The 25,289-nt window shown below is 44.5% G+C and carries 29 protein-coding genes; 16 read left to right on the forward strand and 13 right to left on the reverse strand.

The features are described from left to right. The first annotated feature begins 197 nt into the window (after positions 1–197). Both NL647_RS06275 and NL647_RS06280 read left to right on the forward strand, forming a co-directional pair. Positions 198–815, forward strand: a complete 618-nt coding sequence (locus NL647_RS06275) for an NAD(P)H-dependent oxidoreductase (protein ID WP_009696407.1) — start codon at positions 198–200, stop codon at positions 813–815. Then, a complete protein-coding gene (locus NL647_RS06280; RefSeq protein ID WP_005452494.1) occupies positions 812–2,770 on the forward strand; it encodes a monovalent cation:proton antiporter-2 (CPA2) family protein in 1,959 nt (652 codons plus the stop codon). The genes NL647_RS06275 and NL647_RS06280 overlap by 4 nt, the downstream gene beginning before the upstream one ends. Before the next feature lie 51 nt (positions 2,771–2,821). Here the strand turns inward: NL647_RS06280 and NL647_RS06285 are convergent, their stop codons facing one another. Continuing rightward, complete coding sequence (locus NL647_RS06285; protein ID WP_253649835.1) at positions 2,822–3,115, reverse strand: hypothetical protein; 294 nt, start codon at positions 3,113–3,115, stop codon at positions 2,822–2,824. A 152-nt stretch (positions 3,116–3,267) separates the two neighbouring features. Further along, positions 3,268–4,134, reverse strand: a complete 867-nt coding sequence (locus tag NL647_RS06290; RefSeq protein ID WP_253649836.1) for a LysR family transcriptional regulator — start codon at positions 4,132–4,134, stop codon at positions 3,268–3,270. A 117-nt stretch (positions 4,135–4,251) separates the two neighbouring features. On the opposite strand from NL647_RS06290, the gene NL647_RS06295 reads away from it, so the two are divergent. Together NL647_RS06295 and NL647_RS06300 are read left to right on the forward strand one after the other, a co-directional pair. Beyond that, positions 4,252–4,623: a nuclear transport factor 2 family protein gene (locus NL647_RS06295; RefSeq protein ID WP_009696409.1), complete on the forward strand. Its 372-nt coding sequence runs from the start codon at positions 4,252–4,254 to the stop codon at positions 4,621–4,623. 149 nt (positions 4,624–4,772) lie between these two features. Next, positions 4,773–5,009, forward strand: coding sequence for a hypothetical protein (locus NL647_RS06300; RefSeq protein ID WP_253649837.1), 237 nt, complete (start codon positions 4,773–4,775; stop codon positions 5,007–5,009). A 183-nt stretch (positions 5,010–5,192) separates the two neighbouring features. Here the strand turns inward: NL647_RS06300 and NL647_RS06305 are convergent, their stop codons facing one another. Continuing rightward, positions 5,193–6,287, reverse strand: a complete 1,095-nt coding sequence (locus NL647_RS06305) for a permease (RefSeq protein WP_005452504.1) — start codon at positions 6,285–6,287, stop codon at positions 5,193–5,195. A gap of 251 nt (positions 6,288–6,538) precedes the next feature. Here NL647_RS06305 and NL647_RS06310 point away from each other — a divergent pair, with 251 nt between their 5' ends. Next, positions 6,539–6,832, forward strand: coding sequence for a helix-turn-helix transcriptional regulator (locus NL647_RS06310; protein WP_005433559.1), 294 nt, complete (start codon positions 6,539–6,541; stop codon positions 6,830–6,832). After that, entirely contained in the window at positions 6,819–7,379 is a 561-nt protein-coding gene (gene sigZ / locus NL647_RS06315; protein WP_253649838.1) for an RNA polymerase sigma factor SigZ, read from the forward strand. The genes NL647_RS06310 and sigZ overlap by 14 nt, the downstream gene beginning before the upstream one ends. Positions 7,380–7,386: 7 nt before the next feature. Here sigZ and NL647_RS06320 read toward each other — a convergent pair whose 3' ends face one another. After that, complete coding sequence (locus NL647_RS06320; RefSeq protein WP_005452507.1) at positions 7,387–8,280, reverse strand: LysR family transcriptional regulator; 894 nt, start codon at positions 8,278–8,280, stop codon at positions 7,387–7,389. Between the two features lie 85 nt (positions 8,281–8,365). Between NL647_RS06320 and NL647_RS06325 the strand changes: the two genes are divergently transcribed. Continuing rightward, positions 8,366–9,481: a linear amide C-N hydrolase gene (locus NL647_RS06325; protein ID WP_074051331.1), complete on the forward strand. Its 1,116-nt coding sequence runs from the start codon at positions 8,366–8,368 to the stop codon at positions 9,479–9,481. Between the two features lie 104 nt (positions 9,482–9,585). Here NL647_RS06325 and NL647_RS06330 read toward each other — a convergent pair whose 3' ends face one another. Both NL647_RS06330 and NL647_RS06335 read right to left on the reverse strand, forming a co-directional pair. Next, on the reverse strand, positions 9,586–9,765 hold the full coding sequence (locus NL647_RS06330; RefSeq protein WP_005452512.1) for a hypothetical protein: 180 nt from the start codon (positions 9,763–9,765) through the stop codon (positions 9,586–9,588). 9 nt (positions 9,766–9,774) lie between these two features. Further along, complete coding sequence (locus tag NL647_RS06335) at positions 9,775–10,554, reverse strand: SDR family oxidoreductase (RefSeq protein WP_053049281.1); 780 nt, start codon at positions 10,552–10,554, stop codon at positions 9,775–9,777. A gap of 325 nt (positions 10,555–10,879) precedes the next feature. On the opposite strand from NL647_RS06335, the gene NL647_RS06340 reads away from it, so the two are divergent. Further along, positions 10,880–11,869, forward strand: coding sequence for a zinc-binding dehydrogenase (locus NL647_RS06340; protein WP_017190790.1), 990 nt, complete (start codon positions 10,880–10,882; stop codon positions 11,867–11,869). Positions 11,870–11,939: 70 nt separating this feature from the next. On the opposite strand, the gene NL647_RS06345 is transcribed toward NL647_RS06340, so the two are convergent. Continuing rightward, positions 11,940–13,289, reverse strand: a complete 1,350-nt coding sequence (locus NL647_RS06345; protein WP_005452517.1) for an alpha-amylase family protein — start codon at positions 13,287–13,289, stop codon at positions 11,940–11,942. A gap of 591 nt (positions 13,290–13,880) precedes the next feature. Here NL647_RS06345 and NL647_RS06350 point away from each other — a divergent pair. Next, positions 13,881–14,927 (forward strand): hypothetical protein, encoded by a 1,047-nt coding sequence (locus tag NL647_RS06350; RefSeq protein WP_253649839.1) that lies wholly within the window; start codon positions 13,881–13,883, stop codon positions 14,925–14,927. A 122-nt stretch (positions 14,928–15,049) separates the two neighbouring features. Here the strand turns inward: NL647_RS06350 and NL647_RS06355 are convergent, their stop codons facing one another. Beyond that, complete coding sequence (locus NL647_RS06355; RefSeq protein WP_009696417.1) at positions 15,050–15,652, reverse strand: GNAT family N-acetyltransferase; 603 nt, start codon at positions 15,650–15,652, stop codon at positions 15,050–15,052. Positions 15,653–15,859: 207 nt separating this feature from the next. Further along, on the reverse strand, positions 15,860–16,153 hold the full coding sequence (gene ppiC, locus NL647_RS06360) for a peptidylprolyl isomerase PpiC (RefSeq protein ID WP_079722410.1): 294 nt from the start codon (positions 16,151–16,153) through the stop codon (positions 15,860–15,862). 253 nt (positions 16,154–16,406) lie between these two features. Between ppiC and NL647_RS06365 the strand changes: the two genes are divergently transcribed. Continuing rightward, the gene (locus NL647_RS06365) at positions 16,407–17,321 is read left to right on the forward strand and encodes a chemotaxis protein (protein ID WP_005452523.1); all 915 of its coding nucleotides are present in this window, start codon (positions 16,407–16,409) and stop codon (positions 17,319–17,321) included. 18 nt (positions 17,322–17,339) lie between these two features. Here NL647_RS06365 and NL647_RS06370 read toward each other — a convergent pair whose 3' ends face one another. The 4 genes from NL647_RS06370 to hutW form a co-directional block, all read right to left on the reverse strand. After that, a complete protein-coding gene (locus NL647_RS06370) occupies positions 17,340–17,876 on the reverse strand; it encodes an ATP:cob(I)alamin adenosyltransferase (RefSeq protein WP_005452525.1) in 537 nt (178 codons plus the stop codon). 104 nt (positions 17,877–17,980) lie between these two features. Further along, positions 17,981–18,511, reverse strand: a complete 531-nt coding sequence (hutZ, locus tag NL647_RS06375; protein ID WP_005452526.1) for a heme utilization protein HutZ — start codon at positions 18,509–18,511, stop codon at positions 17,981–17,983. A 134-nt stretch (positions 18,512–18,645) separates the two neighbouring features. Then, the gene (gene hutX / locus NL647_RS06380) at positions 18,646–19,149 is read right to left on the reverse strand and encodes a heme utilization cystosolic carrier protein HutX (protein WP_172581065.1); all 504 of its coding nucleotides are present in this window, start codon (positions 19,147–19,149) and stop codon (positions 18,646–18,648) included. Between the two features lie 17 nt (positions 19,150–19,166). Further along, positions 19,167–20,537 carry a heme anaerobic degradation radical SAM methyltransferase ChuW/HutW gene (gene hutW / locus NL647_RS06385; protein ID WP_009701463.1) on the reverse strand — a complete coding sequence of 457 codons (1,371 nt, stop codon included), beginning with the start codon at positions 20,535–20,537 and terminating at the stop codon, positions 19,167–19,169. Between the two features lie 166 nt (positions 20,538–20,703). Between hutW and NL647_RS06390 the strand changes: the two genes are divergently transcribed. Genes NL647_RS06390 through NL647_RS06415 form a run of 6 tightly spaced genes read left to right on the forward strand, consistent with a single transcriptional unit; the run spans position 20,704 to position 25,289 of the window. Beyond that, complete coding sequence (locus tag NL647_RS06390) at positions 20,704–21,456, forward strand: energy transducer TonB (protein WP_049537875.1); 753 nt, start codon at positions 20,704–20,706, stop codon at positions 21,454–21,456. After that, a complete protein-coding gene (locus tag NL647_RS06395) occupies positions 21,456–22,154 on the forward strand; it encodes a MotA/TolQ/ExbB proton channel family protein (RefSeq protein ID WP_005452532.1) in 699 nt (232 codons plus the stop codon). Before NL647_RS06390 ends, NL647_RS06395 begins: the two co-directional genes overlap by 1 nt. Then, positions 22,151–22,564, forward strand: coding sequence for a biopolymer transporter ExbD (locus NL647_RS06400; protein WP_005452533.1), 414 nt, complete (start codon positions 22,151–22,153; stop codon positions 22,562–22,564). The genes NL647_RS06395 and NL647_RS06400 overlap by 4 nt, the downstream gene beginning before the upstream one ends. 26 nt (positions 22,565–22,590) lie before the next feature. After that, positions 22,591–23,460 carry a hemin ABC transporter substrate-binding protein gene (locus NL647_RS06405; RefSeq protein WP_005452534.1) on the forward strand — a complete coding sequence of 290 codons (870 nt, stop codon included), beginning with the start codon at positions 22,591–22,593 and terminating at the stop codon, positions 23,458–23,460. Between the two features lie 9 nt (positions 23,461–23,469). Beyond that, entirely contained in the window at positions 23,470–24,507 is a 1,038-nt protein-coding gene (locus NL647_RS06410; protein ID WP_172581067.1) for an iron ABC transporter permease, read from the forward strand. Next, positions 24,507–25,289, forward strand: coding sequence for a heme ABC transporter ATP-binding protein (locus tag NL647_RS06415; protein WP_009696422.1), 783 nt, complete (start codon positions 24,507–24,509; stop codon positions 25,287–25,289). Before NL647_RS06410 ends, NL647_RS06415 begins: the two co-directional genes overlap by 1 nt.

Below are 25,289 nucleotides of genomic sequence, written 5' to 3' on the forward strand. Positions count from 1 at the left end.
TCGCTCTACTGCATATAGAAAAAGTATCACTTTCGCGAATTAAGATTATCTTCATTTCGTTGAAAGTGATTTTAAACTTTTCGATGTTCTATCCCTAAAGTAGATAGGATAAGGTTTATGAGTTACAGTTTGTTACAGCAATTAAAAGTCTTTCATTCTTATAGCAAAAATAGTTTAGACGCTTAGCAAGGATCCTCATGATAAATAAAAAAGTCCTCATTCTCTTTGCGCATCCTTCCCAGCATCGCTCTGAAGTGAATGCTCCTCTTTTTAAAGCAGCTAATACCGTTGAAGGCGTGACCTGTGTCGATCTCTACGCAGAATACCCGCACTTCAATATCAACATTGACCGCGAACAGCAGCGATTGCGTGACCACGATGTGGTGATCTTTCAATTCCCATTGTACTGGTACTCCACACCAGCCATTTTAAAAGAGTGGCAAGATCTCGTGTTGGAATATGGCTTTGCTTATGGCTCTGAAGGCACAGAGCTTCATGGCAAAACCCTACTTTGCGTGTTATCTGCTGGCGGTAAAGAGGAAGCGTACAAAGCTGAAGGTTATAACCATTTCACCATTCGAGAGCTACTTGCTCCAATCGAGCAAATGTCAGCACTCACGGGGATGAATTACATCGCACCACTCGCGCTATTTGGTTCTCGTACTGCACAAGAAGAAAACCGAATCGATCAGCATGTTGAACGCTACAAAACACTGCTCAATGCGTTAGTTAGCAACACGCTAGACATTGAAGCCGCTGCTTCGCTTATCAAGCTTAACAGCGCACTACCACAACTAATTAAGGAAGCGTCATGACAGGGATATTCTTACAAGCCTTTGTTTACCTTATTGCCGCCGTCATAGCCGTTCCTTTAGCAAAACGTTTAGGCTTAGGCTCGGTGCTTGGGTATCTCATCGCCGGTGTGGTTATTGGTCCAATCATTGGTTTAGTTGGTGAAGAAACAACGACAATTCAACACTTTGCTGAATTTGGCGTAGTGATGATGCTGTTCCTCGTTGGTTTGGAGCTTGAACCCAAAATGCTCTGGGCGATGCGTAATCGCTTAATGGGCTTAGGTGGACTCCAAGTTGGTGGTACAGCAGCACTGATCATGGCGATTGCGCTTTACTTTGGTCAGCCATGGACGATTGCATTAGCGATCGGTTTAATTTTTGCGCTTTCATCCACGGCGATTGTTTTGCAAACCTTTAGCGAAAAAGGGTTAACCAAAACCGAAGGGGGTCAAAACGCATTCTCGGTACTGCTTTTCCAAGATATTGCCGTTATTCCAATGTTGGCGTTCATTCCACTATTGGCACTCCCTGAACTTGTGGAGCAGGCACAGTCTGCAGCGCAATCTGCGGCGGAGCATCACGAAGAGCTCAGCTTAGTTGCTGGACTTCCTGGCTGGGCGTACGGCATGGTCATTACGGCTTCCATCGCTATCGTAGTCGTTGGTGGGCATTTCTTAAGTCGTCCACTGTTCCGCTACGTAGCAAGCTCGGGATTACGTGAAATCTTTACTGCTACAGCATTGATGCTAGTGATCGGTATCGCTGCGTTAATGAGCTTAGTCGGTCTCTCCCCTGCTCTAGGTACTTTCCTAGCAGGCGTAGTATTGGCGAACAGTGAATTCCGCCACGAGTTAGAATCAAACATTGAGCCATTCAAAGGGCTCTTGCTTGGTCTGTTTTTCATTACCGTCGGTGCTGGCATCGACTTCTCTGTGCTGTTCAGCGACTTTGGTTTGATCATCGGCTTGACGCTTGGCGTAATGGTCCTGAAAGCGGCGATTCTCTTTATCCTTGCTTTTATCTTCCGTATCAAAGGCAGCAACCGTTGGTTATTTACCTTGAGCTTGGCGCAAGCGGGGGAATTTGGCTTCGTATTGCTGAGCTTCTCAGTTCAAAACCACGTCATCCCGTTCGAACTTTCGCAAACACTGGCGTTAGTCGTTGCGATCTCTATGTTCCTAACGCCCGGCTTATTTATCTTATTCGACAAGGTTATCCTTCCTCGCTTCGAGAGTGAATCGAATGAGCGTGAAAGTGACACCATTGAAGAACAAGGCACAGTCATCATTGCGGGCATCGGTCGTTTTGGTCAGATCATCAATCGCTTGTTGGTTTCTAACGGTGTTCAAACGGTCGTATTAGACCACCAAGCAAGCCAAGTAGATAACATGCGCCAAATCGGCACACGCGCTTACTTTGGTGATGCTATGCGCCCAGATATGTTGCACACAGCAGGCATTGAGCACGCAGCAGCACTTGTGGTTGCCATAGATAACCAAGAAGCGAGTGTTGAATTGGTCAAATACGTTAAGCACACCTATCCGAAAGTGAAAGTGATCGCGCGCGCTTTCGACCGTGGTCACGGTTATCTGCTTCGACAGGCGGGTGCTGACATCATTGAATCAGAAACATACCACTCCGCTTTAGAAATGGGCGGTCATGTGATGAAGTCTTTAGGGATTCATCCGTTCTTCGTTGAGCAACAAAAAGCGACTTACAAACGAGTAGAAGATCGTAAGTCCGACATGCTTTATGAAGCGTGGGCAGATGATTCGGAAGGCGAACGTTACGACAATAACTTCCGTCAGCTGTTTATTCATCTAGAAGAAAAAATGGCAGAGGAAATGCAGAAGGATCGTCACGATAAGCTTTCGCGTTCCGAACGTGGTTGGACTCCACCACCAAAAGGGTACGCGGACGACTTCAACGAAGAAAATGTTCAAGAACTTCACCTTCCGAAAGAAGACGCTCAATAAACGCGAAAACCTCCCACAGGGAGGTTTTTTATTGCCCCAAAAACAACCGCGTTACATAAGATCACTCATTAAGATCTCGTACTCTTCATTCGCTTCATCCACTAAATGGGAAAGCTCTAACGCATCGGTCTTAGCAAGATTAAACTGCCATGGGACCATATCTTCTTTACCACAAATACGAGTTTGAGCACCGCTGCTTTCAAAAGAAAGATCATCAAACTCGGTAGTATGGTGCTCTTGAAGTTCGACAATTTCGACTTCCAATTTGCCGACGGGATTGACTTCAACATGGGCGTGTAAATCTGAGCTATTCGATAAACAATACTCTCGATGAACTGCAATCATGGCTGCCTCCTTGGTCTGCCAACTGACAACTCATCAAACAGTGTAGCCGAGGGATTTTGAACGTGGGGTGAAATAATGATGAAGATTGATCCCAAATAAAAATGCAGCGGATTAATGCTCGTTACATTCTCAATTTTGATGGAGTCAAACTCTTAGCTTCTGCATGTAATCACTTGCTCAATACGTTCTTCAATTGCTTGAATCGCTAATGTCACAGACATCGGCACATGCGCATGATAAGGATGTAATACGTAAATTGGATTCACTTTTGAGGCTTGTGCATTAGGTACTGGTTCAAGGAGTGGATTCGAGTCCAGAATAAAATCAGGAACAACCCCAAAGCCCAATCCCATCTCTAAAAGACTCACCACATCAAACACGCTGTTCGCTCGATGCTTCACTGGGTATTGAACTTGGTGGTCTTGTTTCTCCAAAAAGAACGTATGAACAATGGGTTCGACCTGCCAATGTTGAGCGATATAAGAAGCATCTTCAATGTCAGATTGCTCCCCTCTCGCGCGGCACAATACGTCACAAAACTGCCCAATTTTCCGCTGTTTAATGTTTGAATCACCAGACGCTCCAACTCGGATTGCAAGGTCAATATTCTGCTGAATGATATCGACATGTTTATCATCACTGATCAAATTTAAATGCACATCGGGGTAATCGGCAAAAGCAGCCGTTAAGGCAGGTAATACGATCGAGCGCATTAATGCGTTGGGAGCCGTCACTGTGATCACTCCCACTGGGGTTTGCTTCAACTCTGCTGCTTCTAGCCACGCCTCTTCCGCTTGCTTCGTCATTTGCGCGCACTGCTGATAAAAGTGCTCACCAGAGGGTGTCAACGTTTGCTTTCTGGTCGTGCGTTTAAGTAAACACGTATCCAACTCCCCCTCAAGTTGTTTGAGTGCAGAGCTCAGTACAGATTTAGAAAGTTCTAACTTCTCTGCGGCTTTGGAGATCGAGCCACACTCTACAATGTGAACGAATAGAGACATCAAACGCAGCTTATTCATCACTTTTCCTCATTGTTCTATTTAGCAGAACATTCCGTTCTTATTCGTTTGTTTTTCTGATTCAATTCTACCTCTATGATTGCCACATAAACAAACACCAAACACAGGAATTTCAGGATGACTCAATCAGTTTTAGAACGCGCTCAAGCAGGCATTTCAGCATGGCAAATCGCTTTTAATAATCAGGACGCTGCAGGATGCGCAGCACAATACGCCGAAGATGCAATCATGGTTGCCAAACCTTTTGGTACATTTGAAGGTCGTGAAGCAATTCAAGCATTCTGGCAAAACATCATGGACCAAGGTTTTAACAGCGTGGACTACACCAACACGAAATGGGAACAAGATAGCGAACAAGGTTACATTCTGACGTCCGATTGGACGATGAACAAAGCGTTTGGTGTGGTGCATAAAGAACTATGGGAGATCCAAGCTGACGGTCTTTCTCGTCTGACCTATGACGAGTTCGAAGTACTTGGCGAACGATAAAAGTTATTGATAGTTATCGCAAATATTTATTCAGTTACATTGACAATAAAATAACCAATCAATATCATTTCAGCCGGAAAAATGTGAACGAACATCACAATAATTATAATTATCCGTCTATTAATAAACAATTGGTTGAATATTTAATCATGTCAAAACTCTTTTTTGCGTCACTTTTGATGCTTTTATCATTTCAGTCTGCGGCGTTTACGCCCAAAGAAGTGTGCTTCGATCAAGATTCGGAGTTTATTGGATGGCTTACCGACGAAGAGTGTGCCGCTTTAAATGGCAACAGTCCTGATGACTTTACTCAAAACTCGGAATATTCACATCCTACGCGAGAGCCAATCGAAGAATCAGAAGAACCCGTAGTCATTGTCTTATAGTAATTAAGCCTCGACTATGAACATTCTTCCGAAAACAAAGAGCCCATTTCGCTGTATTTAAATGGGCTCTTTTTGTTTCCTTATCCCTGACAGGCGCATCCGGTAAACATAAAAAATCCCCAAGTCTGAATGACTTGGGGATTTTTGTTTTTAAGTAATCGTGCTTATCCCGTCTAACTTTTATTAAGCAAAGATAAAGCTGTATAAGTAACCCGCGCCCATTGCCATACTTAGGATGACAAATAGGAAAGCTGCAATCATTTGGTTCTTAAAGATAGATTTCAACAAAATCACTTCTGTAAGACTTGCGCCAGCGCTACCAATGATCAATGCCATAACTGAGCCCAATGCCATACCTTTTTGTACTAACGCCGCACTTAGTGGAATCACTGCCTCTGCACGGATGTACAATGGAATACCAATGATTGCTGCTACCGGAATCGCGTACCACTTCGCTTCACCTGCGTATTCTGCAATCAGATCCGTTGGGATGAAACCATAAATGAATGAACCAATCGCAATCCCCATCATTAGGTAAGGGAACACTTGTTTAAAGTCTTTCCAAGTTGAGTGCCAAATACGAACCCAACGGCTTGGTTGCTTCTCTTCGACAATCGTCGCTGTTGCAGTACCGTCTGATGAACAGCAAGATACTTCCACTTTAGGTTCAGCTTTTGGCGCATCACCACAACAAGATGTTTTCGCCACAACTGGAGCTGGTTCACCACAAGCGCTGGTACCACAGCTAGATGCTGGTTTCGCTTCTTCTTTTTTCTTGCTTGAGTCACCGCAAGAAGTACCGCATGAAGAAGAACCTACTGCTTCGTATGCTTCTGGTTTTACGTAGCGCTCAAACCCAAGTTTTTCAAGTACATAACCTGCTACTACTGATACTGTCATCGCAATAGCAAAGTAGAATACTGCCACTTTCCAACCAAAGGTCACCACAAACAAGCCAATGATCACTGGGTTAAGCAGTGGACTTGCAAATAGGAACACCATCATTGGTCCAAAACCCGCCCTTGCACGCAACAATCCTTTTAAGAAAGGAATCGTTGAACATGAACAGAAAGGCGTAATCGAGCCTAGCAACGCTGCAATAAAGTAGCCCTTACCCTTTTTAGAGCTCAGGATAGACTGAATTTTTTCTGGTGTTAGAAAGTCTTGCAACACACCCACGATATAGCTAATTGCTAGGAATAGAATGATTAGTTCGGTTGCAAGAAACGCAAACATATCAAGCGCTTCTTTGGCCATTGTCATGATTTCTGGATTCATATTTTATCTCCTACTGATGTCACATCAGTAACTGTAAATTTCCTAATGAAGCTGAATTCTTCATTTCTATTTTTCTCGAATTATAGAATTAAAAATCGATGCGTCAACCATTATATTTCGATAAATATCGAAATATAAATTTAACCCTTACTAATCAATAAATTAGATATTGAAATTTTCTTGTTTGCTATTCATCTACACTTTCACTATCATCGAAATGTATTTATCGTCAGTCATTCCAAGAGGTCAGTATGGAACTCGAAGCTGTAGCAAAAGCGCTCAAAGAGCTAGGACACCCTACCCGTCTATGTATCTATAAAGAGGTGGTTAAAGCGGGCTATGAAGGTATCGCAGTTGGTGGCGTACAAGATAAACTTGGCATTCCAGCTTCTACTCTTTCTCATCACATTTCGAGCCTTGCCTCAGCTGGCTTAATCAGTCAGCGTCGTGAAGGTCGTACTTTGTATTGTGTTGCTGAGTATGAATGTTTAGATACGGTTATTGGCTTCCTGCGTGACGAGTGTTGTATCAATGAAAACTGCTAACCTTGAATCGATTTGGAGCGAATACGAACACGCTATTCACGCCTTCTTGCGCTCTAAAGTCAGTAATGAAGATGATGTAGACGACCTCAAACAAGAAATCTTGCTTAAGACTTATCAGAATCTTGGGGATATTCGTGATGTATCGAGCATCAAGTCATGGCTATTCCAAATCGCTAATAACGCCATCATCGATTTCTACCGCAAACGTGCACGAAACCAGCGTGATAATGACCTCATCGCTGAAGATCTGTGGTTTGAAGAACAAGCAGCGAGTCTTAAACAAGAGTTGTCAAAGTGCATTGCACCGTTTGTGCAGGCGCTACCAGAAGAGCAATCGCAACTGCTCTCTTCTATTGAGCTTGAAGGTATGAGCCAAAAGAAGCTCGCAGAACAGCAAGGCATCAGCTACTCGACTCTCAAATCACGTGTTCAAAAAGGACGGGGAGAATTGAAAAAGCTGTTTGAGGAATGTTGTAGCTTCTCATTCGATAAACAAGGTCGCATGACAGATTGCAACCAAAACGGTTCTTCTTGCGATAAATGCTAAGCAGTTTTTAAACCTGCTTATCAAACCATTCGGTCACCAACGCCACCAGCTTTTGATGCACAGGGCTTAACGTATTGCCTCGCTTTAATAATACATAACCTGCACGACCTTCGTTCGCCATAAAGTCTATGTTTAAAGGGACAAATTCGCTCTTTTCATCATGAGCTTGCACTAAATGATGAGGAAGCAAGGCAAAGCCATCATTTTTCAATAGTCGCATCAACACATCAATGTTGCTGATTCGGGAGATATTTGGTGACATCACCTGTTGATTGCCAAGTGCACTGGTACTGAAATTCTCTGCAATGTATTGGTGATGTGATGCGAGGTCCTGCAGAGTCACAACGGGGTTCTGCGCTATCGAGCTTTTCCGATGCGCATAGAAGGTAAACCTCGGATAGCCCAAGTTTATAAAAGACATCCCTTCAGTTGGGAACGCTTTACCACTGTTAAGTACCACCGCAAAATCCGCGTGTTTCGCCATAAGCATGTCTAGCGCTTCATCTCGGCTGCGATGTAACCAATGAATCGCCGTATTTTTGTATTGCTTGCGCAGAGACAGGTCGATGTCTGCGATGGCATCACACGGCACCGACATGTCGTGACAAATCGTTATTTCCGGAACATCCCCTTGAGAGTAGCTATCACAAGAAAGTTCTAAAGACTGCATTTGGTAAAGGATGTGCTTGGCTTGAGTAACTAACGTCGCCCCTACTTCCGTCAAGACTGGTGTTCTTCCTTTGCGTTCAAACAAGATCACATCCCAATCAATTTCGAGATCGCTGACTTGGTGATGCAGCGTCGCCCTGTCTTTCCCGATTACCCTTGCGGCTTGGCTAAACGATCCATGCTCCGCGACAGCAACAAATGCAGTAAGTTGGTCAAAACTGGCTCTGGGCATTAGAAGATCCTCAAACAATAAACCCGTTTATCTTAGCTCAACCGACATTCTTTTGTTGCAAAGTTTGCAACATAACTGAGATTACATGGTGAATATTCCACGTAATAATGACCTCGTATTGAAACGTTACGAGGGCAATTCAATGAAAGGTTTTAGCAAAAAAGTACTTCTAGCAGCATCAGTCGCAATGGCAGTCGGCAGCATCTCTACCGCAGCAAATGCGTGTTCACGTTTGGTTTGGAAGACTCAAGACCACGGTGTATTTGTCTCTCGTACCATGGATTGGATGGAAGCCAATCAGCCAACTATTGACGTTCGCCACGCAGGTCAAACCTACCGTGGATACGATAAAGGCGATGCGCTTACGTGGACATCGAAATACGCTTCTATCGGTGTGAGTATCTACGGCGTGGGCATTATTGACGGCTTTAACGAGAAAGGATTTGCGGCGAATGCATTGTTTTTGGATGAAGAGAACTCTGGCGCGCCACAAGCGGGAAAACAACAAGTTGAAAACTCGCGCTTTGTCGCTTACCTGATCGATAGTTTTGCATCCGTTGATGAAGCATTGAAGCACCTAGATTCGATCCAAATACAACAGTTCAGTCACAATGGCATTGAAATGAAGGGACATTACTCACTAGAAGATGCAAGTGGCGATTCTGCCGTATTGGAATACATTAATGGTGCTTGGCAAGTGCATCATGGCAAACAATATGACGTGATGACTAACAGCCCAGAGTACGCGCAACACTTGAAAAACTGGCAAGAAGCGCAACCAAAAGCGAAGAGTGATGTGAATGGTGAGTTCCCAATTCCGGGTAACATCAACTCTGCTCAGCGCTTTATCTGGAACAGCTATATGAAGGATCAGCTTAAAGAGCCAAGTAGCTACACCAATGGCATTGCGAAACTCGACAGTGTGACCTACAAAATCCCATTGGATGCAGCAAACCGCCCTGTGAATGGTGAAATGCGCGGCTACGCGACCATCTATGGTTTGGTGTACAACTTAGACCAAAAAGTGATGAACGTACGCTATCAGTATGATGACAGCTACACACAGTACTCAGTGGACTTTAATAAGTTGAATGACGGTCATAACTACACGATCAAAGCCGACTTACCGGATCTGTTTGGTGACATTTCATCTCGCTTAGAAAAAGGCGACGGTGTAATGGGTCAGCACTTAGTGAAATAGCTCTGATTATGTAAAAAAACAGAACTTGAAAGGTGTGTGGACAAAAGCACCATTCAAAAAAGCGCCGACATGCTCGGCGCTTTTCCTTTCTATTCGTTTTGTACTCAATGACGCTGCTCTCGATAATGCCCAGGGGAGACTCCCCTCCAAGTGCTATACGCTCGAATGAATGAGTCGGCAGGTAACTTGGCGTATGCCAGCACCAATTGCGGGTCGATATCCATATCGTTAAGCAGCACTTTCCAACTCTGAGGTACGCTGAACTGACTCGCTCGCTTGATCATATCTGATTCCTAAGCACTTTTTTCCATAGTTTGACGCGATATTTTTAGCACCAATTTTCTTGGTAGAAAAGGGACGATCCACTCAAGGATGAACTTCAAACCGCCTTCGTTGAACGCCACCAACTTGCCTTGTTCCATAGCGCTATAGCCACACTCAGCAACAGAACGAGGAGACTTAGCATTTTTGAAGACTTCCACTCCTTGTAGATCCCCTGCGGCAACAAAACCCGTCGCTACCGCACCCGGACACAAAGCTGTGGCAGTTACGTTGGTGTCTCTAAGCTCTTCTGCTATCGCTTGGGTAAACGAAGTAACATAAGCCTTAGTTGCGTAGTACACCGCTTGCAATGGACCTGGCATAAACGACGCCGTTGATGACACATTTAAAATCTTACCGCGATTGCGTGCCACCATGCCTTGCAGGTACAAGTGAGTCAGATTGGTTAACGTCACCATATTAAGTTGCATCATGGCTTGGTCCGCCACGAGATCACGTTCATGGAATTTTCCGTGACCACCAAAGCCAGCGTTGTTAATGAGCATATCAATTTGCAACCCTTGCGCTTCGGTTTGTTCAAACACACGTGAAGCAGATTCAGCTTCAGTCAAATCTTCTGCAATGACAAAAACTTGTACCTTATGTTTGTCGCGAAGCTCTGATGCCAGTGCCTCTAGCTTGTCTTTAGAGCGGGCTACAAGCACTAAGTCTCCACCCTTTTCGGCGTGTATACGCGCTAATTCTTCACCGATACCACCTGATGCGCCTGTAATTAATGCTGTATTTGCCATGTGCTTGTCCTCTAATGTTCTGACTGATTCGCTGTTGGTCACAGCGTAGTTGGTATGGACACAGTTTATGCAATCCAATCACGCCACACACTGGCAAAAGATGCCACCTTGCTTGCCAATCGTGCCACTCATTAAGAGACCTTTGATTACAGAAATTTATTACATTTAAAACAAATGATAATTTTTAGCTCACTTATGCAATAGCTAACATGTCGAAATGACTTCAAGGTGCGTGGGAATACGCATCGAACAACATGGAAATTTCCAACTATCCTAACTTTGTTGGGCTGCATAAATCTGGGTTCCAAACCCTCTGGGGAAACGAATGAAAGCAATCACCTATCAAAAAGATCAAGATACCTTTACTTATACTGACATCGATACGCCAGAGATAAACAGCAGCTTCGATGTACTAGTGAAAGTTCATGCCGTTGGGCTCAATCCTGTCGATGCAAAAGTAAACCTTTGGCACGAGATGGTCGACGGGATAGATGATACATTCGTTGGTGGTCTCGATGTTTCGGGGGAAATCGTTGCCATTGGCGACAAGGTATCAGGTTGGCAGGTGGGCGATCGCGTACTCTACCATGGCAACATGCGTCGAATGAGCGGTGGCTTTGCCGAATACGCAATTCAGGACTCGCGCACGCTGGTTACGCATCCTGATGTTGATCCAGAAATCGCAGCCGCTTCTCCATGTGCAGGTTGGACGGCTTATCGAGCCCTTGTCGACAAGCTGAACATTTCTACCCGTAAGAGTATCTTTATTGCGGGCGGCTCTGGTGGTGTTGGTAGTTTTGCTATTCAGTTAGCTCGCTTCTTTGGCGTAGAAACCATCATAACCACAAGCTCTGCTGCAAACCATGAGTTCGTACGTTCGTTGGGTGCAACACACGTAATTGACTACAAACAAGAGAATGTACGTGAGCAAATTATGTCAATTACTGAAGACTTAGGAGTGGAAGTATCTTTGGATTGCGTTGGTGGCGACAACGACATCTTATGCGCCTCTGTGCTTGGTTTTGAAGGTGAAATGGTTGAACTAGTAAGAACAACTCGCGCAACAGAATACCCAGGCGCTTTCCTGCAAGGACTCACTTTTCATCAGTTGAGTCTAGGCTCAGGGCATGTTCATGGTGAACAAGGCTTTGCTTCAATGGTTAACGCTGGGGTGGAATTCTCGCATATGTTAGAACGCGGTGAGGTTATGGTGCCAAAATTGGAAGTGGTAGAACTAAAAGACGTCGCTCAAGCTCTAGTCTTTATTCGTCAGCAACGAACGGTCGGAAAAATCGTCGCGAAGCTCATCGACTAAGCACTCAATCCCAAGCGACAAAAAGGAAAAGGAAGCGCAAACTCCAAAGCAGTTTACGCTTCAAGGGGTATTATTTCTCTACAAGCAGCATCGCCGATTTTGCTGCCACTTTAATCTCTTCAGTACAAGGCATCTCTTCGCCTGTCATCATGTCTACCAAGGCTTTATTCAAGGTAAGTTGTAGTGATTGTGCTCGTGAAGATTTATTCAGCACTAAGATGCCCTTTTCACCACGTTGCAACACCAACATATCGTCGTTACCTTCAAGCACCGTCATCGGTTCACCATGCACTAGGTTATGGAACGCTACCATCTTCGCCATACGCGTATCTTTCCACGCATTTCGCCATCTTGGTCGACCATCTGCGCCCTTTATGCCACTGGTATCCAAATCCGTGTAAACAAGTGGTACACCTCCATCGCGGCCTAGGATGTAGGCATACGCTAGCCACTCGTTCTCTTCATCCATGACTAAATCCAAGAACACATCGTTATTTGGAATATCGTGAGTGATAGCAAAAGTAATGGCTCGACGGTTCGACAACGCTTGACCAAAACAGTACGGGTCGATCAAAGACTTAAAGCTGCCTTTCTTTGAGAACGCCTTAAAGATGGTTGAGAACAACGGAAAGTCATATGCACCCAATCGTGTCTCTTTCAAATACGGTTCCAAGAACAGCTCATACTCTTCTTCTGTTGCGCCACCATCGGTGATGATCTCACCAAAGATATGCACATCTCGCGTGATCTCTTCTGTCCAAACCAGCTTTAGGTGCTCTAGGGTCATATGCTTCGCAGCATCGATACGGAAACCTTTCACACCCATTGACTTAAGCGCCTTTAAATACGCTTTTTGCTGCTCAACAACGTGCTTGCATACACGCAAAGTTGGTAAGCCAGGATCGGTAGGACCACCAGTGATTCGACCGTTTTGCACTTGCCATTTGTCTTTCCAATCTTTGATCCCAAAGGCTTCAACAAAGTCATTTTCGTCAAATAGCGGCTCAGATAAATCGCCAAATAGAATCAGGTCTTGATACTTGCTCGCATTTTGTTGGTAGTCGTCCATCACGCCTTGACGTGGATACTGTAGATCCGGACGAAGGTGCGCTTCGTTCGCCATATGATTAAAAACGACATCGGCATAAACCAGTACGCCTACATGATTGAGTGCTTCAATCATGTTTTTGAAATCTACTGTGTTACCGAGTGCATTGTCGATAACCCGATAATCTTGAGGTTGGTAACGCTGCCACCAGCGTTCGTCTTGCGCGCTTTTCATCGGTGGAGAAACCAACACCGAGCCATAACCTAGCTCGCTGATTTCCGATGCGCGTTGGGCAATGTCAGCATACTTCCAATCAAAAGCGTGCAAGATAACATTTGCACCTGTTGATAGTGTTTCCTGTAAGCCACTCATGTTTCTCTCCTCGTCGCGTTCGCTCACCCATTGTTACTCAAATTCGTCGTGAGCGAATCCAATAGCCGAAATTATAAGAACTATTGACGCGTCGCCCTCACCCCTTTTGTGTTTCTGCTAGGGGGAAAAACAAGGCGTAGCTCATCCCTTGTTAAGGGTTAAACGTGTGTTTAAAAGCACTTTAACACCATAGAGATAACTAGACATGAAAACATGAACCACTAAGTATCTGTTTTATAAATACTTTATTAAACTCATCATAACCCATGCTTAATCGAGCTAATACGCCTTTTCTCAATAAGAATGAGAGAAAAGAGCGCAACAAGACCATATGTAACAAATATTTAAGAAAGTGAAACTGCTGCTTACGTCACAGTTGGTGCGAATAATAAAACGTTCAAAGTGAAACCTATCCCTTTAATCACCCTTTAGATGGATAAAGAATCCATCAAGTTCAACACTTTAGAACTACACAGCAATACATAGAGCAATGAAACTATGAAGCGCGTCGTCACCTAACTATAGGGTGGTCACCTTTTAAAACTACATATGCAACAATTTGTGCTTATTTTTGAGTGCATGAGGAAAAACATGTCTTTTTGGGGAGTTACATTCGCGATCTGCATTCAGCTGGTTACTGCAGGCATTTTTGGAATGGTCGTAGCGGCTTGGATTGCTTTTAAAGCAGAAACTTATGATAAAAACGATTACCAACATATGTTTTTCCTCGTTAATTTTATCTGCTTTATCCTAGCGCTATTTGCCTCTGTCGGGTTACTAATCTACGGTCTTATTTTTAGTGACTCATCTCATTACTATCAATATCTAGGGCTACCTTGGTTTTTTGCTCTGACTGGTTTTTCGTACCACATATACTGCCATTTAAGGTACAGCAAAGCATACCGCATGAAGGAAATGCAAATGTGGCGTGAACACTGGTATGAAACGTTAGAAATAGAGACCGATGAGGATTTATCTAAGTTTAAACTTGACGATGTCATTCGATTTGGCGCTTGGAAAGCAAGCTCAGAAAAGCAAGCCTCTTGTCTCGATATTTTACCTGCAGGAGAAGAGGTCTATCAGCGGGTTCAACAAGCAAAAGCACTGGCGGCAACCAAAGTACCAGCAGACGACCAGATGGTACTCAATAAGCTAAAAGAGTTTGAAGCCTCTGTTTCAACAGTGTATCGCCTCTCATACAAAGCAAGTCATGCGTTTGGGTTCAAGAATGACGAATCTCACTCCTTTCAACGTAATGTCCGTAGAGGGAACAAAGATACCTACCCAGACCTTGAAGACGAAGTTTCGAAAGTACTGGATGCTCTAAATGAAATTGCCATCGTCACGATATCCAACAACTCGGGCGAGACAATGATCGATGCGCACATCTTTTTGCAATATGCATTAGAAGGGTTATTTGGTGAGCAGGAAATACTGACGAACTATGTACTATGGAGTTATGTAGAACACTTTTATCACGTCAACCCATTCCAATTAGCACTAGAGCTATCGCAAATGGGCGTGAAGGTCCTCAAGAAAGACGGTGAAATCTTTGTCTTTGTCGAAGAGCCAGAACAATCATCGCTACGGTTAGAGGACTTCAATTCAGGAACTCAGTATGCAATGAGTACTAGCTAAAGAAAAAGCCAAGTGATGCTTGGCTTTTTTAATTTTAAGTACGGTACCACATCTAAACAGCATGCTCATTACGCTGTACTTTTTAAAGCGCTCAAAGTCTGTTATTTGCTCCGCTGTTGTTCTTACAACTTTTTGATCATAAGTTTTATTGATTGGTGTTCTTCTGTAGCATGAAACGGCTTCGTACCATTAAAAAGAAATTCGTCATATTTCACACTTGCTTTTGCACTGAACCCCATTCTCTCAAACACATATTGTGAACGAGAACCCGCAGATTCAGCTTGCACAAAACGGAAACCAAGTGCCCGACCATTATTAAGAGCTGCGTTAATCAACGCAGAGGCAATACCTTGACCACTGTGATCATTGCGAACACCGATAAACTTAACTTGTAAATAAGAACGCTCAGGAACAGTAAGCGTCTCAAAGTATTTTGAATTGAGCTCTTTGAGAATAGCCATCATTGAATCATCATCAGCATTGTCAAAAGATAATGCTTCTTTGAGGTCACAACACAATACGCCAGCAATAATTTCATTGTTGCTATCAACTGCGACATAACCTAGATTGCTTTCCACGTTGGTCACACTCATATATGTCAAGTAATCTAGAAACTCTTCGTTGACATGTTCGCTGTCAACTTGATTGCTAGCAAACGAGTCGAAAATAACTTTAGCTACAGAGTCGATGTGTTTGTGTGTAATTGGTTCGATTGTAAATGGCATAATGCACTCCATTGGGAGTAGCACAACAGATGCACTACTCCATGATTAAAAGTAGTGCCAAGGAATCTAAAGGTGAATTCTTGCGGGGCAAGGAGCGGAATAACCAACCGCTCTTTATCGTTTTAGGCGAAGGAATTGTAGATTAATAGTTCGCAGAAGGGAATAATTTTTGCCTACGACCAAGCATCTCTAGGCAGAAACTATTAACTAAGTACGGTAAAGAACCTTCACAACGTGCCAGCCGAATTTAGTTTTTACTAGGTGCGGAGTTAGAACCTCACCTGAAAAGCAAACTTTGTCGAACTGTGGCACCATTTGACCACGGCGAAACTCACCTAGGTCGCCACCACGTTTACCAGATGGACAAGTTGAGTATTTCTTTGCCAACGTCTGGAATTTAGCACCTTTCTTAAGTTGCTTAATGATGTCTTCAGCTTGTTCTTTGTGCTTTACCAGAATGTGTAAAGCGGCTGCTGTATTTGCCATGTGTTTGTCTCTCACTGTTCGGGTGGCGCAAGTTTACCGAAACGCTTCAATATCGCAATGATTTCTCAAATTCAGGCTCTATCTTCATCCATTAATGATCGAAACTCGCAGACAAGTTGATGAAAAGTTACCCATTATTGAACGTTATTTCTCTCTTTATTTGTTCTATTTCCTAAAAAGCTCATTTTTCCACGTTCTACGGTTGAAGCTGTCGCCTTATAAGATTAGATTAGTTACATAAATCAGTGATATTGATAAGGTTATTTTCATGGCAAAAGTCGCAAGTAAAGCGAACCAATCTCAGGGCATGTTGGTGTTTAAACTCACCCTGCAACAGAACTTCGCAATTGGCACACTTAAAGTCCGTGAAATTGTTCCTTACATGCCAACGACCAAGATTCCATATTCTCATCACCACGTGATTGGGACCGTCACGATTCGTGACTTAACGGTACCAGTGATTGATATGGCAGCAGCGATTGGATTCCGTCCGATTCAAGAAGAGGAATACAAAAACTGCTATCTGATCGTGACAGATTGCTTGCGCACGGTGGTTGCGTTCATGGTACGAAGTATCGAGAAAATCATAGAATGTGACTGGAAAGCAATTGAAACGCCACCAGAAAGTGCAGGTCACAACATCTTTGTTACTGGCATTACTCGCTATGAAGAGAAAATCGTCCAAATGTTAGATGTCGAGCTTCTGCTTTCGAAGATCTACCCTCAATATGAAAACACTAAGATTCCTATGTTGACAGACATTGAGCGTGAACGCCTGAAAGCCTTGAGTATCCTTTTAGTTGACGACTCTTCGATTGCACGCAAACAGTTAAGTGACGCGTTGGATCGCATCAATATCCCTTATCAAATTTGCAAAAATGGCTCTGATGCACTCGATTTAATGAAGCGAGAAGCAGAAGAAAACCGCCCTATTGATCTTCTAGTAAGTGATATCGAAATGCCAGGATTGGACGGTTATGAACTTGCATTTGAAGTTCAAAACGATTCCGCACTGAACAACTCTTACCGTATTCTTCACACCTCTCTCTCTAGCGAGATTTGTGTTGACCGAGCTCACCAAGTTGGTGCTCATGAAGCACTAGAGAAGTTCAATGCAGGAGAATTGATTGAAGCTATGCTGCGCGGCGCAAAAGAGCTAGAAGCAAAAGCGATGGCATCATAACGACTTTAGTTTGTCTCGTTATTTACTTGGCATCGTGTAGCTGCGAGACACAAACTCCGTTTCTTCCACTTGATAAATGTGATTGATATAGGAAGCCAAGCTATAAAGCACGTTAGCTAGCAGGTTTGAATAGCGGAACAAAATTGGGGCGGGTTGCTTCTTACCTGAATGCTCTACCGCAACCAATGCGCGAACGACCTTCTTGGCTTGGCAGCGACACAAATGTAATTGGCTGGAAGTTGGGTGACCACCGGGAAGTACAAACCCCTTAAAACCACCGTCAATGCGCGCTTTGATTGCGTCGTAGTCAGCTTTTAACTCATCAACTTCCGCTTCTGTGATTGCGAGCTTGCCGCGGATAGAGCCGTTCACATGGTACACGTTTGGCTGCATGCGAGTTAGGACGTCGCGACTAAAATCATCTAACTCCATCGATAGCACAAGCCCAATTCGACTGCACAACTCGTCTGCCGTAATTTCAAAATCGCAGACCGGACTGTCTTCATAAATGAATGGGTAACAAATCTCGCCAAGTTCCTTACTTACTGGTCTCATGCTCTTTCTCTGTACTTTTGGTCTAATAAAAAGGGAGTTATTATAACCTAACTCCCTTTGGGCATTCACACCCGTTTAGACGATCATTAAGTTAGAAAGCCAGCTTACGCTTTTTCGACTCTCTTGTGACCTTCTTGAAGGTGAACAAAATCAACCAAATCATCACCAGACACTTGGTAAGCCTGACCAAAACCTTTTACGAATAGACCTTGCTCTGCTTTTAGGTTAAATAGAACAAAGTCTTCTAGTTGGCTTAGACCGTCGATGATTTCACCAAAACGATCTTTCATTTGACCAACAACTTGCTGCCACATTTCAGAGTCACGTTCTACAACTGTCGCAACCGCATCAAACGTTAGACGCTTGCGAGCAAACAACTGCTTAGATGAATCCTCATCTTCAATCATCATCAAAGATACGTTTGGATTCTCAAGCAGATTGCGCGCGTGACGAGCAATCTGAGAAATAAGAACGAAGTAACCTTCCTGGTTTTGTACGTATGGGGCGTAACTTACGTTTGGACGACCTTCCGCATCAACTGTTGCTAGTTGAATCGTACGGCGCTCCTGACGAAATTCCTTAATTTCTGGTCCTAGACGACCTTGTAAACGCTCTTGTTTAACTTGCTGATCCATTTTGATACCTAACTTTACTTGTTTTGTGTTTCCGAATTTAAACTCGGTTATTCTTTGATAAACGACGCCACCCCACCTGTTGGCGGATGGAGCAAGCGTCGTATGCATTTAACATTGTTAATTCTATGTTGGAACTACTGATTGAACTCAGCTTGCATTGTACGGAATGCCATTACTTGCTCTTCAATCAGTTCGCGCTTTTCATTACGACCGAGGTAGATCTTAAAGATGTTGCTACCGCACTCAGAGAAGAAACCAAAGTAGTGGCTTTCACGCCCCATAAACGGCTTACTTACTAACGCGATGTTTTTCACGTTATCCAGTTTAAGGTGACCGTGAAGCTCCCCTTCTTTGCCCATTAAGTTGTAGTAACCACGTGCCACTTTGCCTTTCGGGAACGGTGCTTTCACTTCAAAGATTGAGCCGAAAGAATGAACAATCGTCGTTACAGGACCAAAGCCTACAAGACCTTCTAAAATGCTTTGAGCTTGCTCACCCGGAGCCACCGCTACCATTTCTTGAGGTAGTGCTGCAACCACATCAAATTCCGATACGCCAAGGCGCTCTGCCATCGCCGCAGGTAACAGTTGCGGTTCTTGTTCTAGTAGGCTTTCAACCTGTTGCTTAATTGATTCCATTGGTTTTTCCATTTCTTTTAGATGTTAGATACTTTTGGTACGTTTTCGTTCATTTCCGACGTTAGTACCTGAATACATGCCTGTGCGAGAGAAACAGCCCAGAAGCTCCCTGCAAGGGTTAGCACTAAGCTACGCTCTTGAAGCTCGACCAAGCCCTTGTCGTGCCATACTTTGAACAACGGCATTAGGAAGTTAAAGGTGTCTTCACCCATGAAGTTTGGCAGTTTGTTCCCTTGAACAATGCCACGGTCGAAACCTGACTTTAGCGCAGCAAAGAGTGGCTCTAGCGGGCTCTGTTTCATCATCATCGCGATGGTGCTTTGCCCTTCATTGACGGCTTTGACATAAGTGTCTAGCGTGCGATGTTGCATCATGCCGTAACCACCGATGTTACCGCCGGCACCACAACCAACCGGAAGCACTTCTGCATACGTTTTCGCTAAGCTGTTGTATAAGCTGCGTTCACGGTTATCGATCGCCCAATGGTTTACACTGAGCTGCTTCATATGGTGTTTCGACATGAATTTCGCACCGAGCTCGTACATACCAGCTTTTTCAGGCGTGGTTGCCGGTGGTGGCATCTTACCCTTCTCAACTAGGTTCAACATTGGGGCTGTCCCACCAACAACCAGTTGATATAGGTCCAAACCGTGCGCGCCAGTAGACATAAAGTCGTGCAAATCTTGTTCGAGCACTTCCTTTGTCTGATAAGGCAAGCCATATAGCAGATCTATAATGACGGGAATTTTGTCTTCTTTAGCGAGCTCAGCAACGCGGTTCAAGACATCTTCACGATCATCTAAACGCTTAGCACTACGACGTACTTTGGTATTGAAGCTTTGCACACCAAATGAAAAACGGTTGAAACCTCCGTCTAGCGCTCCCTGATACAGCTCGTCCGAGAATCGGTTAATACGCCCTTCTAGGGTAATTTCACAATCGGCGGCTAAAGGGAAATAGTCATGAATTGCCTGACCAAGAATACGAACCTGATCTGCAGATAAATCTGTAGGCGTGCCCCCACCGATATAAACCGCATGAAAAATGCCACTTTGTGTCCATGGCAGTGCTGCTTTCTCTTTCAGCTCTTTCATCAGCGCTTCAAAGTACTCATCAACAAGCTTACGGCTCGCAGCATTTTGGAAGAAGTTACAAAAAGTGCAGCGCACACGACAAAATGGCACATGAATGTACAAGCAACGCTTATTGTTCTTTTGCGTTGTTTCAGAAGTGATCCGTGACAGGATTTCACCTTGTTGTGGCGGTGGCACAGGCATACTGCTACCACCCGCGTGCGCAGAGTGTTTTTTCACAAACGCAAAACGCAGCGGATCGGGGCTGTCACTCCCGAGAATTGATTCGTCAAATTTATAAATGTCGACGCTCATATTTACTCACTTAAAGCCCACCACACAAAGGATTGAGGCTCATTTCAAAAAAACTGTAAAGATCATAATTTGCACGTAATGATAATGCAATTGATAATTGATCTTATTTCCTTTTCGAGCAATAATCTTCCCACTTGATAATGATTCCTACTACCGAGATTTACCCGTGAACGTAAAAAGATATGCCATTGCCGGTGGCGCCTCTTTAGTGGTGCACGCAGCGCTTCTTTTTGTCTCCCAAGAGACAAAAGTGTTTGCAATGCCAGCAGGCAATCCCACCAGCTCGGTAAGCTTGAATTTAGTCTCAGCGCCAAAACCGGTACAAGCGGCTCCTACGCCACAAGAAGTGGTGGAAGAGAAGCACCCGGAGCCAAAGAAACAACCTGAGCCTCCGAAGCCAAAACCAAAGCCTGAGCCGATTAAAAAGACGGTAGAAAAGCCGATCGTAAAAAAAGAAGCGGTGAAGAAAAAACCAGTCCAAAAGAAACCTGAACCGGTTAAAAAACCTCAACCACCAAAACCCGTTGCAAAGAAAGATCCGCAACCAAAAGAAAAAGTGGAAGAGAAAATCGCAAAAGAACCTCAACCACAACAAGCGGCTCCTACTGATCAATCGAAAGGGGCGACATCACAGCCTGTAATGATTGACCAACCGACGTTTGTTTCTCAACCAGTACAACCTCGTTACCCACGTTCAGCGCAAAAGCGTGGTATTGAAGGGGTTGCGCTGTATGAAATTTGGCTTGACGAAAACGGCAACCAAATTAAACAAGTACTTATCGAATCATCTGGTGCAGAAATGCTCGATCTTTCTGCTCTACGTGCCATTAAACAATGGCAGTTTTCACCTCATATTTCTGGCGGGCACAAAGTTGCTCACCGAGTTCAAATCCCAGTTCGTTTTAAGTTGGATGGATAATGGAACAGCTACAACATTTACAAACCCAATTTGGTCTTATGACTTGGCCTTTAGTTATTTGCTCTGCACTTACAGTCATGATCATTGCGGAAAGACTCTTTCAAGTATTCATTAGCCTAGGAGTCGGTAAACGCGCGATTCGCCAAAAGCTGACCAAGCTTGACCCAACCAACAACAAAGACATCGAAGCACTAGCGGATGAGTTTTCGGGTAAACGACCTCTTTTATATCGTGGTGTTGCAATGCTGCTTGCGCATCACTCTTTTTCTAAATCACTGCGTGAAGATGCGGCTGGTATTTGGCTTCAAGAAAAACGTCATCAGTTGCACTCAGGTCTGCGTCTGTTGACCTTGATTGGCGTGATCAGCCCCCTGATTGGTCTATTAGGTACAGTTCTTGGTCTTATCGATATGTTTAAAGGTATTGCTTCTTCTACCGGTAACATTACGCCAAACGACTTGGCAGATGGCTTAGGTCTTGCGATGCGTACGACTGCAGCTGGTTTGATCATTGCGTTACCCGCTATTTCTGGCGCGCAACTGATTGGTCTTTGGGCAGATCGTGTTATCGCTAAGCTTGAACACACACTGAACTATGTAAATCTGTGGCTCGAAGGCATTTCTCTACAGCATGTATCTCCGGAAAACAGCAAAGAAGTCGCGACTGTTGCAAATCATGTTGAAGCGAGAAGTTCATGATTAAGGCACCACAAGACAACAACAGTCATGGCTTAACACCAGACTTAACGCCACTGCTCGACATCATTTTCATCGTAATGGTGTTTTTGATGCTCACTGCAGCAGTGAAGTTAGATTCCCTAGATGTGAACCTACCAAGCACCGATTCCCAAGCTGTGGCTGAGGTGGACAAACAATCAATCACGGTGAACATCCTTAAAGAAGAGCCACACTGGGCGATCAACGGTAAGGCGTACATCGATTGGGAAAACTTTACGATGGCTCTGTTAGAAGAGAGCAAATCAACCGACAAACCTATTGTGATTGGTGCGGAAAAAACCGCAGACATTCAGTCACTGGTTAAGCTTCTTGGCTTTTTACAAGAAAACGGAATTCAAGCGACTCAACTGCTCACTGAAGAGTCGCAATAGAAGAACACAAGATTGAGAACACACTAATGAATAAAACACTTTCGCCCGTTCGTACCGCATTGACTGCAGCCATTACTATGCTTGCTAGTGCGAGCCTATTTGCCAACGAAGCTCCATCAAATGAACGCGTGGTCAGTGCCGGCAGCGCTGTCACTGAACTGTTACTTGCTCTTGATGCAAAAGATAGCCTTGTTGCTGTCGACGTAACAAGCCAACTACCGGAAGGTATGGAGTTACCAAAAGTTGGTTACCACCGTCGTCTTTCTGCTGAAGGTCTACTGGGATTAAGCCCGACTAAATTGATTGGATCAGATGAAATGGGACCAAACACCACACTAGACCAATTGAAATCAGCAGGTGTTGATGTTGAAGTCGTCAATACAGAAGCAAACGTGGAAGGTTTGGTTGATCGTATCGACCAAATTGCGACCATCATGCATCGCGAAGCTCAAGCGACAGCGCTAAAAACTGAAGTTGAAGCACAAGTGAAAGCACTGGAAGGCAACCAACCAGCAAAAGCTGACAAAAAGAAAGTACTTTTCCTACTGATTCACGAAGGTCGCCCAGCAAACGTAGCGGGGTCAGAAACAACACCAGATGCAATCATTCAACTTGCAGGTGGAGAAAACCCAGCAGCAAGCAAACTCTCTTCATACAAGCCACTATCAACAGAAGCTATGGTCGAGATGCAACCAGACGTGATTCTTGTGAGTGGGCGTAGCTATCAAACAATGGGCGGTGCAGATGCCATTCTGAAAGCAATGCCTCTCCTTGCCGCGACTCCAGCAGGTATGAACAAAAACATCGTGACAATTGACGGTCATGCGCTTGTTGGTGGTTTAGGACTTAAGAGCCTTTCAGAGGCGAAGCGCCTAAACGAGCTGCTTTACCCGTAGAGAGATTCAATGCTGTTAAGACGAATTCCTTTATCTACTGCCCTACTCGCGTTATCTGGCATTTTAGCTTTTATCGCAGTAGCGTCTATTACAGTAGGTCCAATGAATATTAGCTTCTCAGACAGTCTGAGAAGCTTAACAGGAGCAGGTTCAGACCTTGCTCCTCATATTCAGTTAGTCATCAACGAAATCCGCCTTCCACGCACCATTCTTTGTATGTTTATTGGTGCGATCCTCGCTATCTGTGGTGTTGTGATGCAGGGGTTATTCCGAAATCCTCTAGCCGAGCCAGGCATCATCGGTGTTTCCGCAGGTGCAGCGCTTGGTGGCGCATTTGCAATCGTCGTATTTGCCGATTTCAGTCAAAACTACCCGACACTAATGAACTTAGCTGCCCTGCCATTTTTCGCCTTCCTCGGCGGTGCAATTACCACGGTATTAGTTTACTGGTTAGGTACGAATAAGTTTGGTACGTCAGTCACCATCATGTTGCTTGCGGGGGTTGCAATCAGCGCACTCTCGGGCGCTGCGATTGGTTTTATGAACTTCATCGCCGATGATCAAATGCTGCGAGACTTAACTCTTTGGTCGATGGGATCGCTGGCTGGGGCAAACTGGTCAGGGATTGGTTTAGCTGCGGTGACTCTCATCATCTTGATGTTCTGGTTCCAGAGAAAAGCCATGTCATTAAATGCGTTGCTTTTGGGAGAATCAGAAGCCAAACACCTAGGTGTGCCAGTACAGAAGCTCAAACGCCAACTTATCCTGTTGTCTGCAGTTGGTGTGGGTATTACGGTGAGTATCTGTGGTGCAATTGGATTTATCGGTCTGGTGATTCCGCATTTAGGTCGTATGCTTGCCGGTCCAGACCATCGCACGCTGCTGCCTATTTCAGCGCTTATGGGCGCACTACTTCTTACCGCTGCTGATATGTTTGCACGAGTCGTTGTTGCACCCGCAGAGTTGCCTGTAGGCATTGTAACCGCATTGATTGGCGCGCCATTCTTTATCTACTTACTGTTCCAACAAAAAGGGAAGATTCTGTAATGAATGACATCGTTCTGTCTGGCAGAAACATCTCCATGAGATATGGGAGCCGAGTGGTACTAGACGACATCAGTATTGATATTCGTGCAGGCGAGGTCACCGCATTATTAGGCCCTAACGGCGCGGGTAAGAGTACGCTGCTGAAGTTATTGTGTGGCGAGATTCCGTCTCAGAATGATATCCAGTTCTTTGGTAAACAAAAAAACGACTGGGAGCCTTCGGAGAGCGCCAAACACGTGGCGATGTTGCCGCAGCACAGCACGCTGACCTTCCCGTTCTTAGCGAGAGAAGTGGTCGAACTAGGTGCGATTCCTCTGTCCATTTCTAATAAAGAGACCACGGAGCTTGCTCTGCAATACATGAAGCAAACCGATGTTTTGCATTTGGCTGATAACCTCTACCCTGCTCTCTCTGGTGGTGAGAAACAACGTTTACATTTGGCTCGCGTATTAACACAACTTCATCTATCCGGTGATAAGAAGATCTTAATGCTGGACGAACCTACCTCTGCATTGGATTTAGCTCATCAACACAATACATTAAAAATCGCTCGTCAAGCGGCAAAAGAGCACAACGCAGCGGTTGTAGTCGTATTACACGATCTTAATTTGGCATCCCAGTATGCAGATCGCCTTGTACTACTGCACGACGGTAAACTTGTCTGTGACGATACGCCATGGAACGCATTAACACCGGAACGCATAGAACAGGTTTACGGCTATCACTCCATTGTGACCAAACACCCTACGTTGGATTTCCCACAAGTTCACGCTGCGGCATAA

The organism is Vibrio sp. Y29_XK_CS5, from assembly GCF_024181835.1.
In the GTDB taxonomy this organism is placed as follows: Bacteria; Pseudomonadota; Gammaproteobacteria; order Enterobacterales; family Vibrionaceae; genus Vibrio; species Vibrio harveyi.

Coding starts and splice junctions, on each gene's coding strand:
- NL647_RS06275 (WP_009696407.1), top strand. CDS start 198: ATGATAAATAAAAAAGTCCTCATTCTCTTTGCGCATCCTTCCCAGCAT.
- NL647_RS06280 (WP_005452494.1), top strand. CDS start 812: ATGACAGGGATATTCTTACAAGCCTTTGTTTACCTTATTGCCGCCGTC.
- NL647_RS06285 (WP_253649835.1), bottom strand. CDS start 3,115: ATGATTGCAGTTCATCGAGAGTATTGTTTATCGAATAGCTCAGATTTA.
- NL647_RS06290 (WP_253649836.1), bottom strand. CDS start 4,134: ATGAATAAGCTGCGTTTGATGTCTCTATTCGTTCACATTGTAGAGTGT.
- NL647_RS06295 (WP_009696409.1), top strand. CDS start 4,252: ATGACTCAATCAGTTTTAGAACGCGCTCAAGCAGGCATTTCAGCATGG.
- NL647_RS06300 (WP_253649837.1), top strand. CDS start 4,773: ATGTCAAAACTCTTTTTTGCGTCACTTTTGATGCTTTTATCATTTCAG.
- NL647_RS06305 (WP_005452504.1), bottom strand. CDS start 6,287: ATGAATCCAGAAATCATGACAATGGCCAAAGAAGCGCTTGATATGTTT.
- NL647_RS06310 (WP_005433559.1), top strand. CDS start 6,539: ATGGAACTCGAAGCTGTAGCAAAAGCGCTCAAAGAGCTAGGACACCCT.
- sigZ (WP_253649838.1), top strand. CDS start 6,819: ATGAAAACTGCTAACCTTGAATCGATTTGGAGCGAATACGAACACGCT.
- NL647_RS06320 (WP_005452507.1), bottom strand. CDS start 8,280: ATGCCCAGAGCCAGTTTTGACCAACTTACTGCATTTGTTGCTGTCGCG.
- NL647_RS06325 (WP_074051331.1), top strand. CDS start 8,366: ATGGTGAATATTCCACGTAATAATGACCTCGTATTGAAACGTTACGAG.
- NL647_RS06330 (WP_005452512.1), bottom strand. CDS start 9,765: ATGATCAAGCGAGCGAGTCAGTTCAGCGTACCTCAGAGTTGGAAAGTG.
- NL647_RS06335 (WP_053049281.1), bottom strand. CDS start 10,554: ATGGCAAATACAGCATTAATTACAGGCGCATCAGGTGGTATCGGTGAA.
- NL647_RS06340 (WP_017190790.1), top strand. CDS start 10,880: ATGAAAGCAATCACCTATCAAAAAGATCAAGATACCTTTACTTATACT.
- NL647_RS06345 (WP_005452517.1), bottom strand. CDS start 13,289: ATGAGTGGCTTACAGGAAACACTATCAACAGGTGCAAATGTTATCTTG.
- NL647_RS06350 (WP_253649839.1), top strand. CDS start 13,881: ATGTCTTTTTGGGGAGTTACATTCGCGATCTGCATTCAGCTGGTTACT.
- NL647_RS06355 (WP_009696417.1), bottom strand. CDS start 15,652: ATGCCATTTACAATCGAACCAATTACACACAAACACATCGACTCTGTA.
- NL647_RS06365 (WP_005452523.1), top strand. CDS start 16,407: ATGGCAAAAGTCGCAAGTAAAGCGAACCAATCTCAGGGCATGTTGGTG.
- NL647_RS06370 (WP_005452525.1), bottom strand. CDS start 17,876: ATGAGACCAGTAAGTAAGGAACTTGGCGAGATTTGTTACCCATTCATT.
- hutZ (WP_005452526.1), bottom strand. CDS start 18,511: ATGGATCAGCAAGTTAAACAAGAGCGTTTACAAGGTCGTCTAGGACCA.
- hutX (WP_172581065.1), bottom strand. CDS start 19,149: ATGGAATCAATTAAGCAACAGGTTGAAAGCCTACTAGAACAAGAACCG.
- hutW (WP_009701463.1), bottom strand. CDS start 20,537: ATGAGCGTCGACATTTATAAATTTGACGAATCAATTCTCGGGAGTGAC.
- NL647_RS06395 (WP_005452532.1), top strand. CDS start 21,456: ATGGAACAGCTACAACATTTACAAACCCAATTTGGTCTTATGACTTGG.
- NL647_RS06400 (WP_005452533.1), top strand. CDS start 22,151: ATGATTAAGGCACCACAAGACAACAACAGTCATGGCTTAACACCAGAC.
- NL647_RS06405 (WP_005452534.1), top strand. CDS start 22,591: ATGAATAAAACACTTTCGCCCGTTCGTACCGCATTGACTGCAGCCATT.
- NL647_RS06410 (WP_172581067.1), top strand. CDS start 23,470: ATGCTGTTAAGACGAATTCCTTTATCTACTGCCCTACTCGCGTTATCT.
- NL647_RS06415 (WP_009696422.1), top strand. CDS start 24,507: ATGAATGACATCGTTCTGTCTGGCAGAAACATCTCCATGAGATATGGG.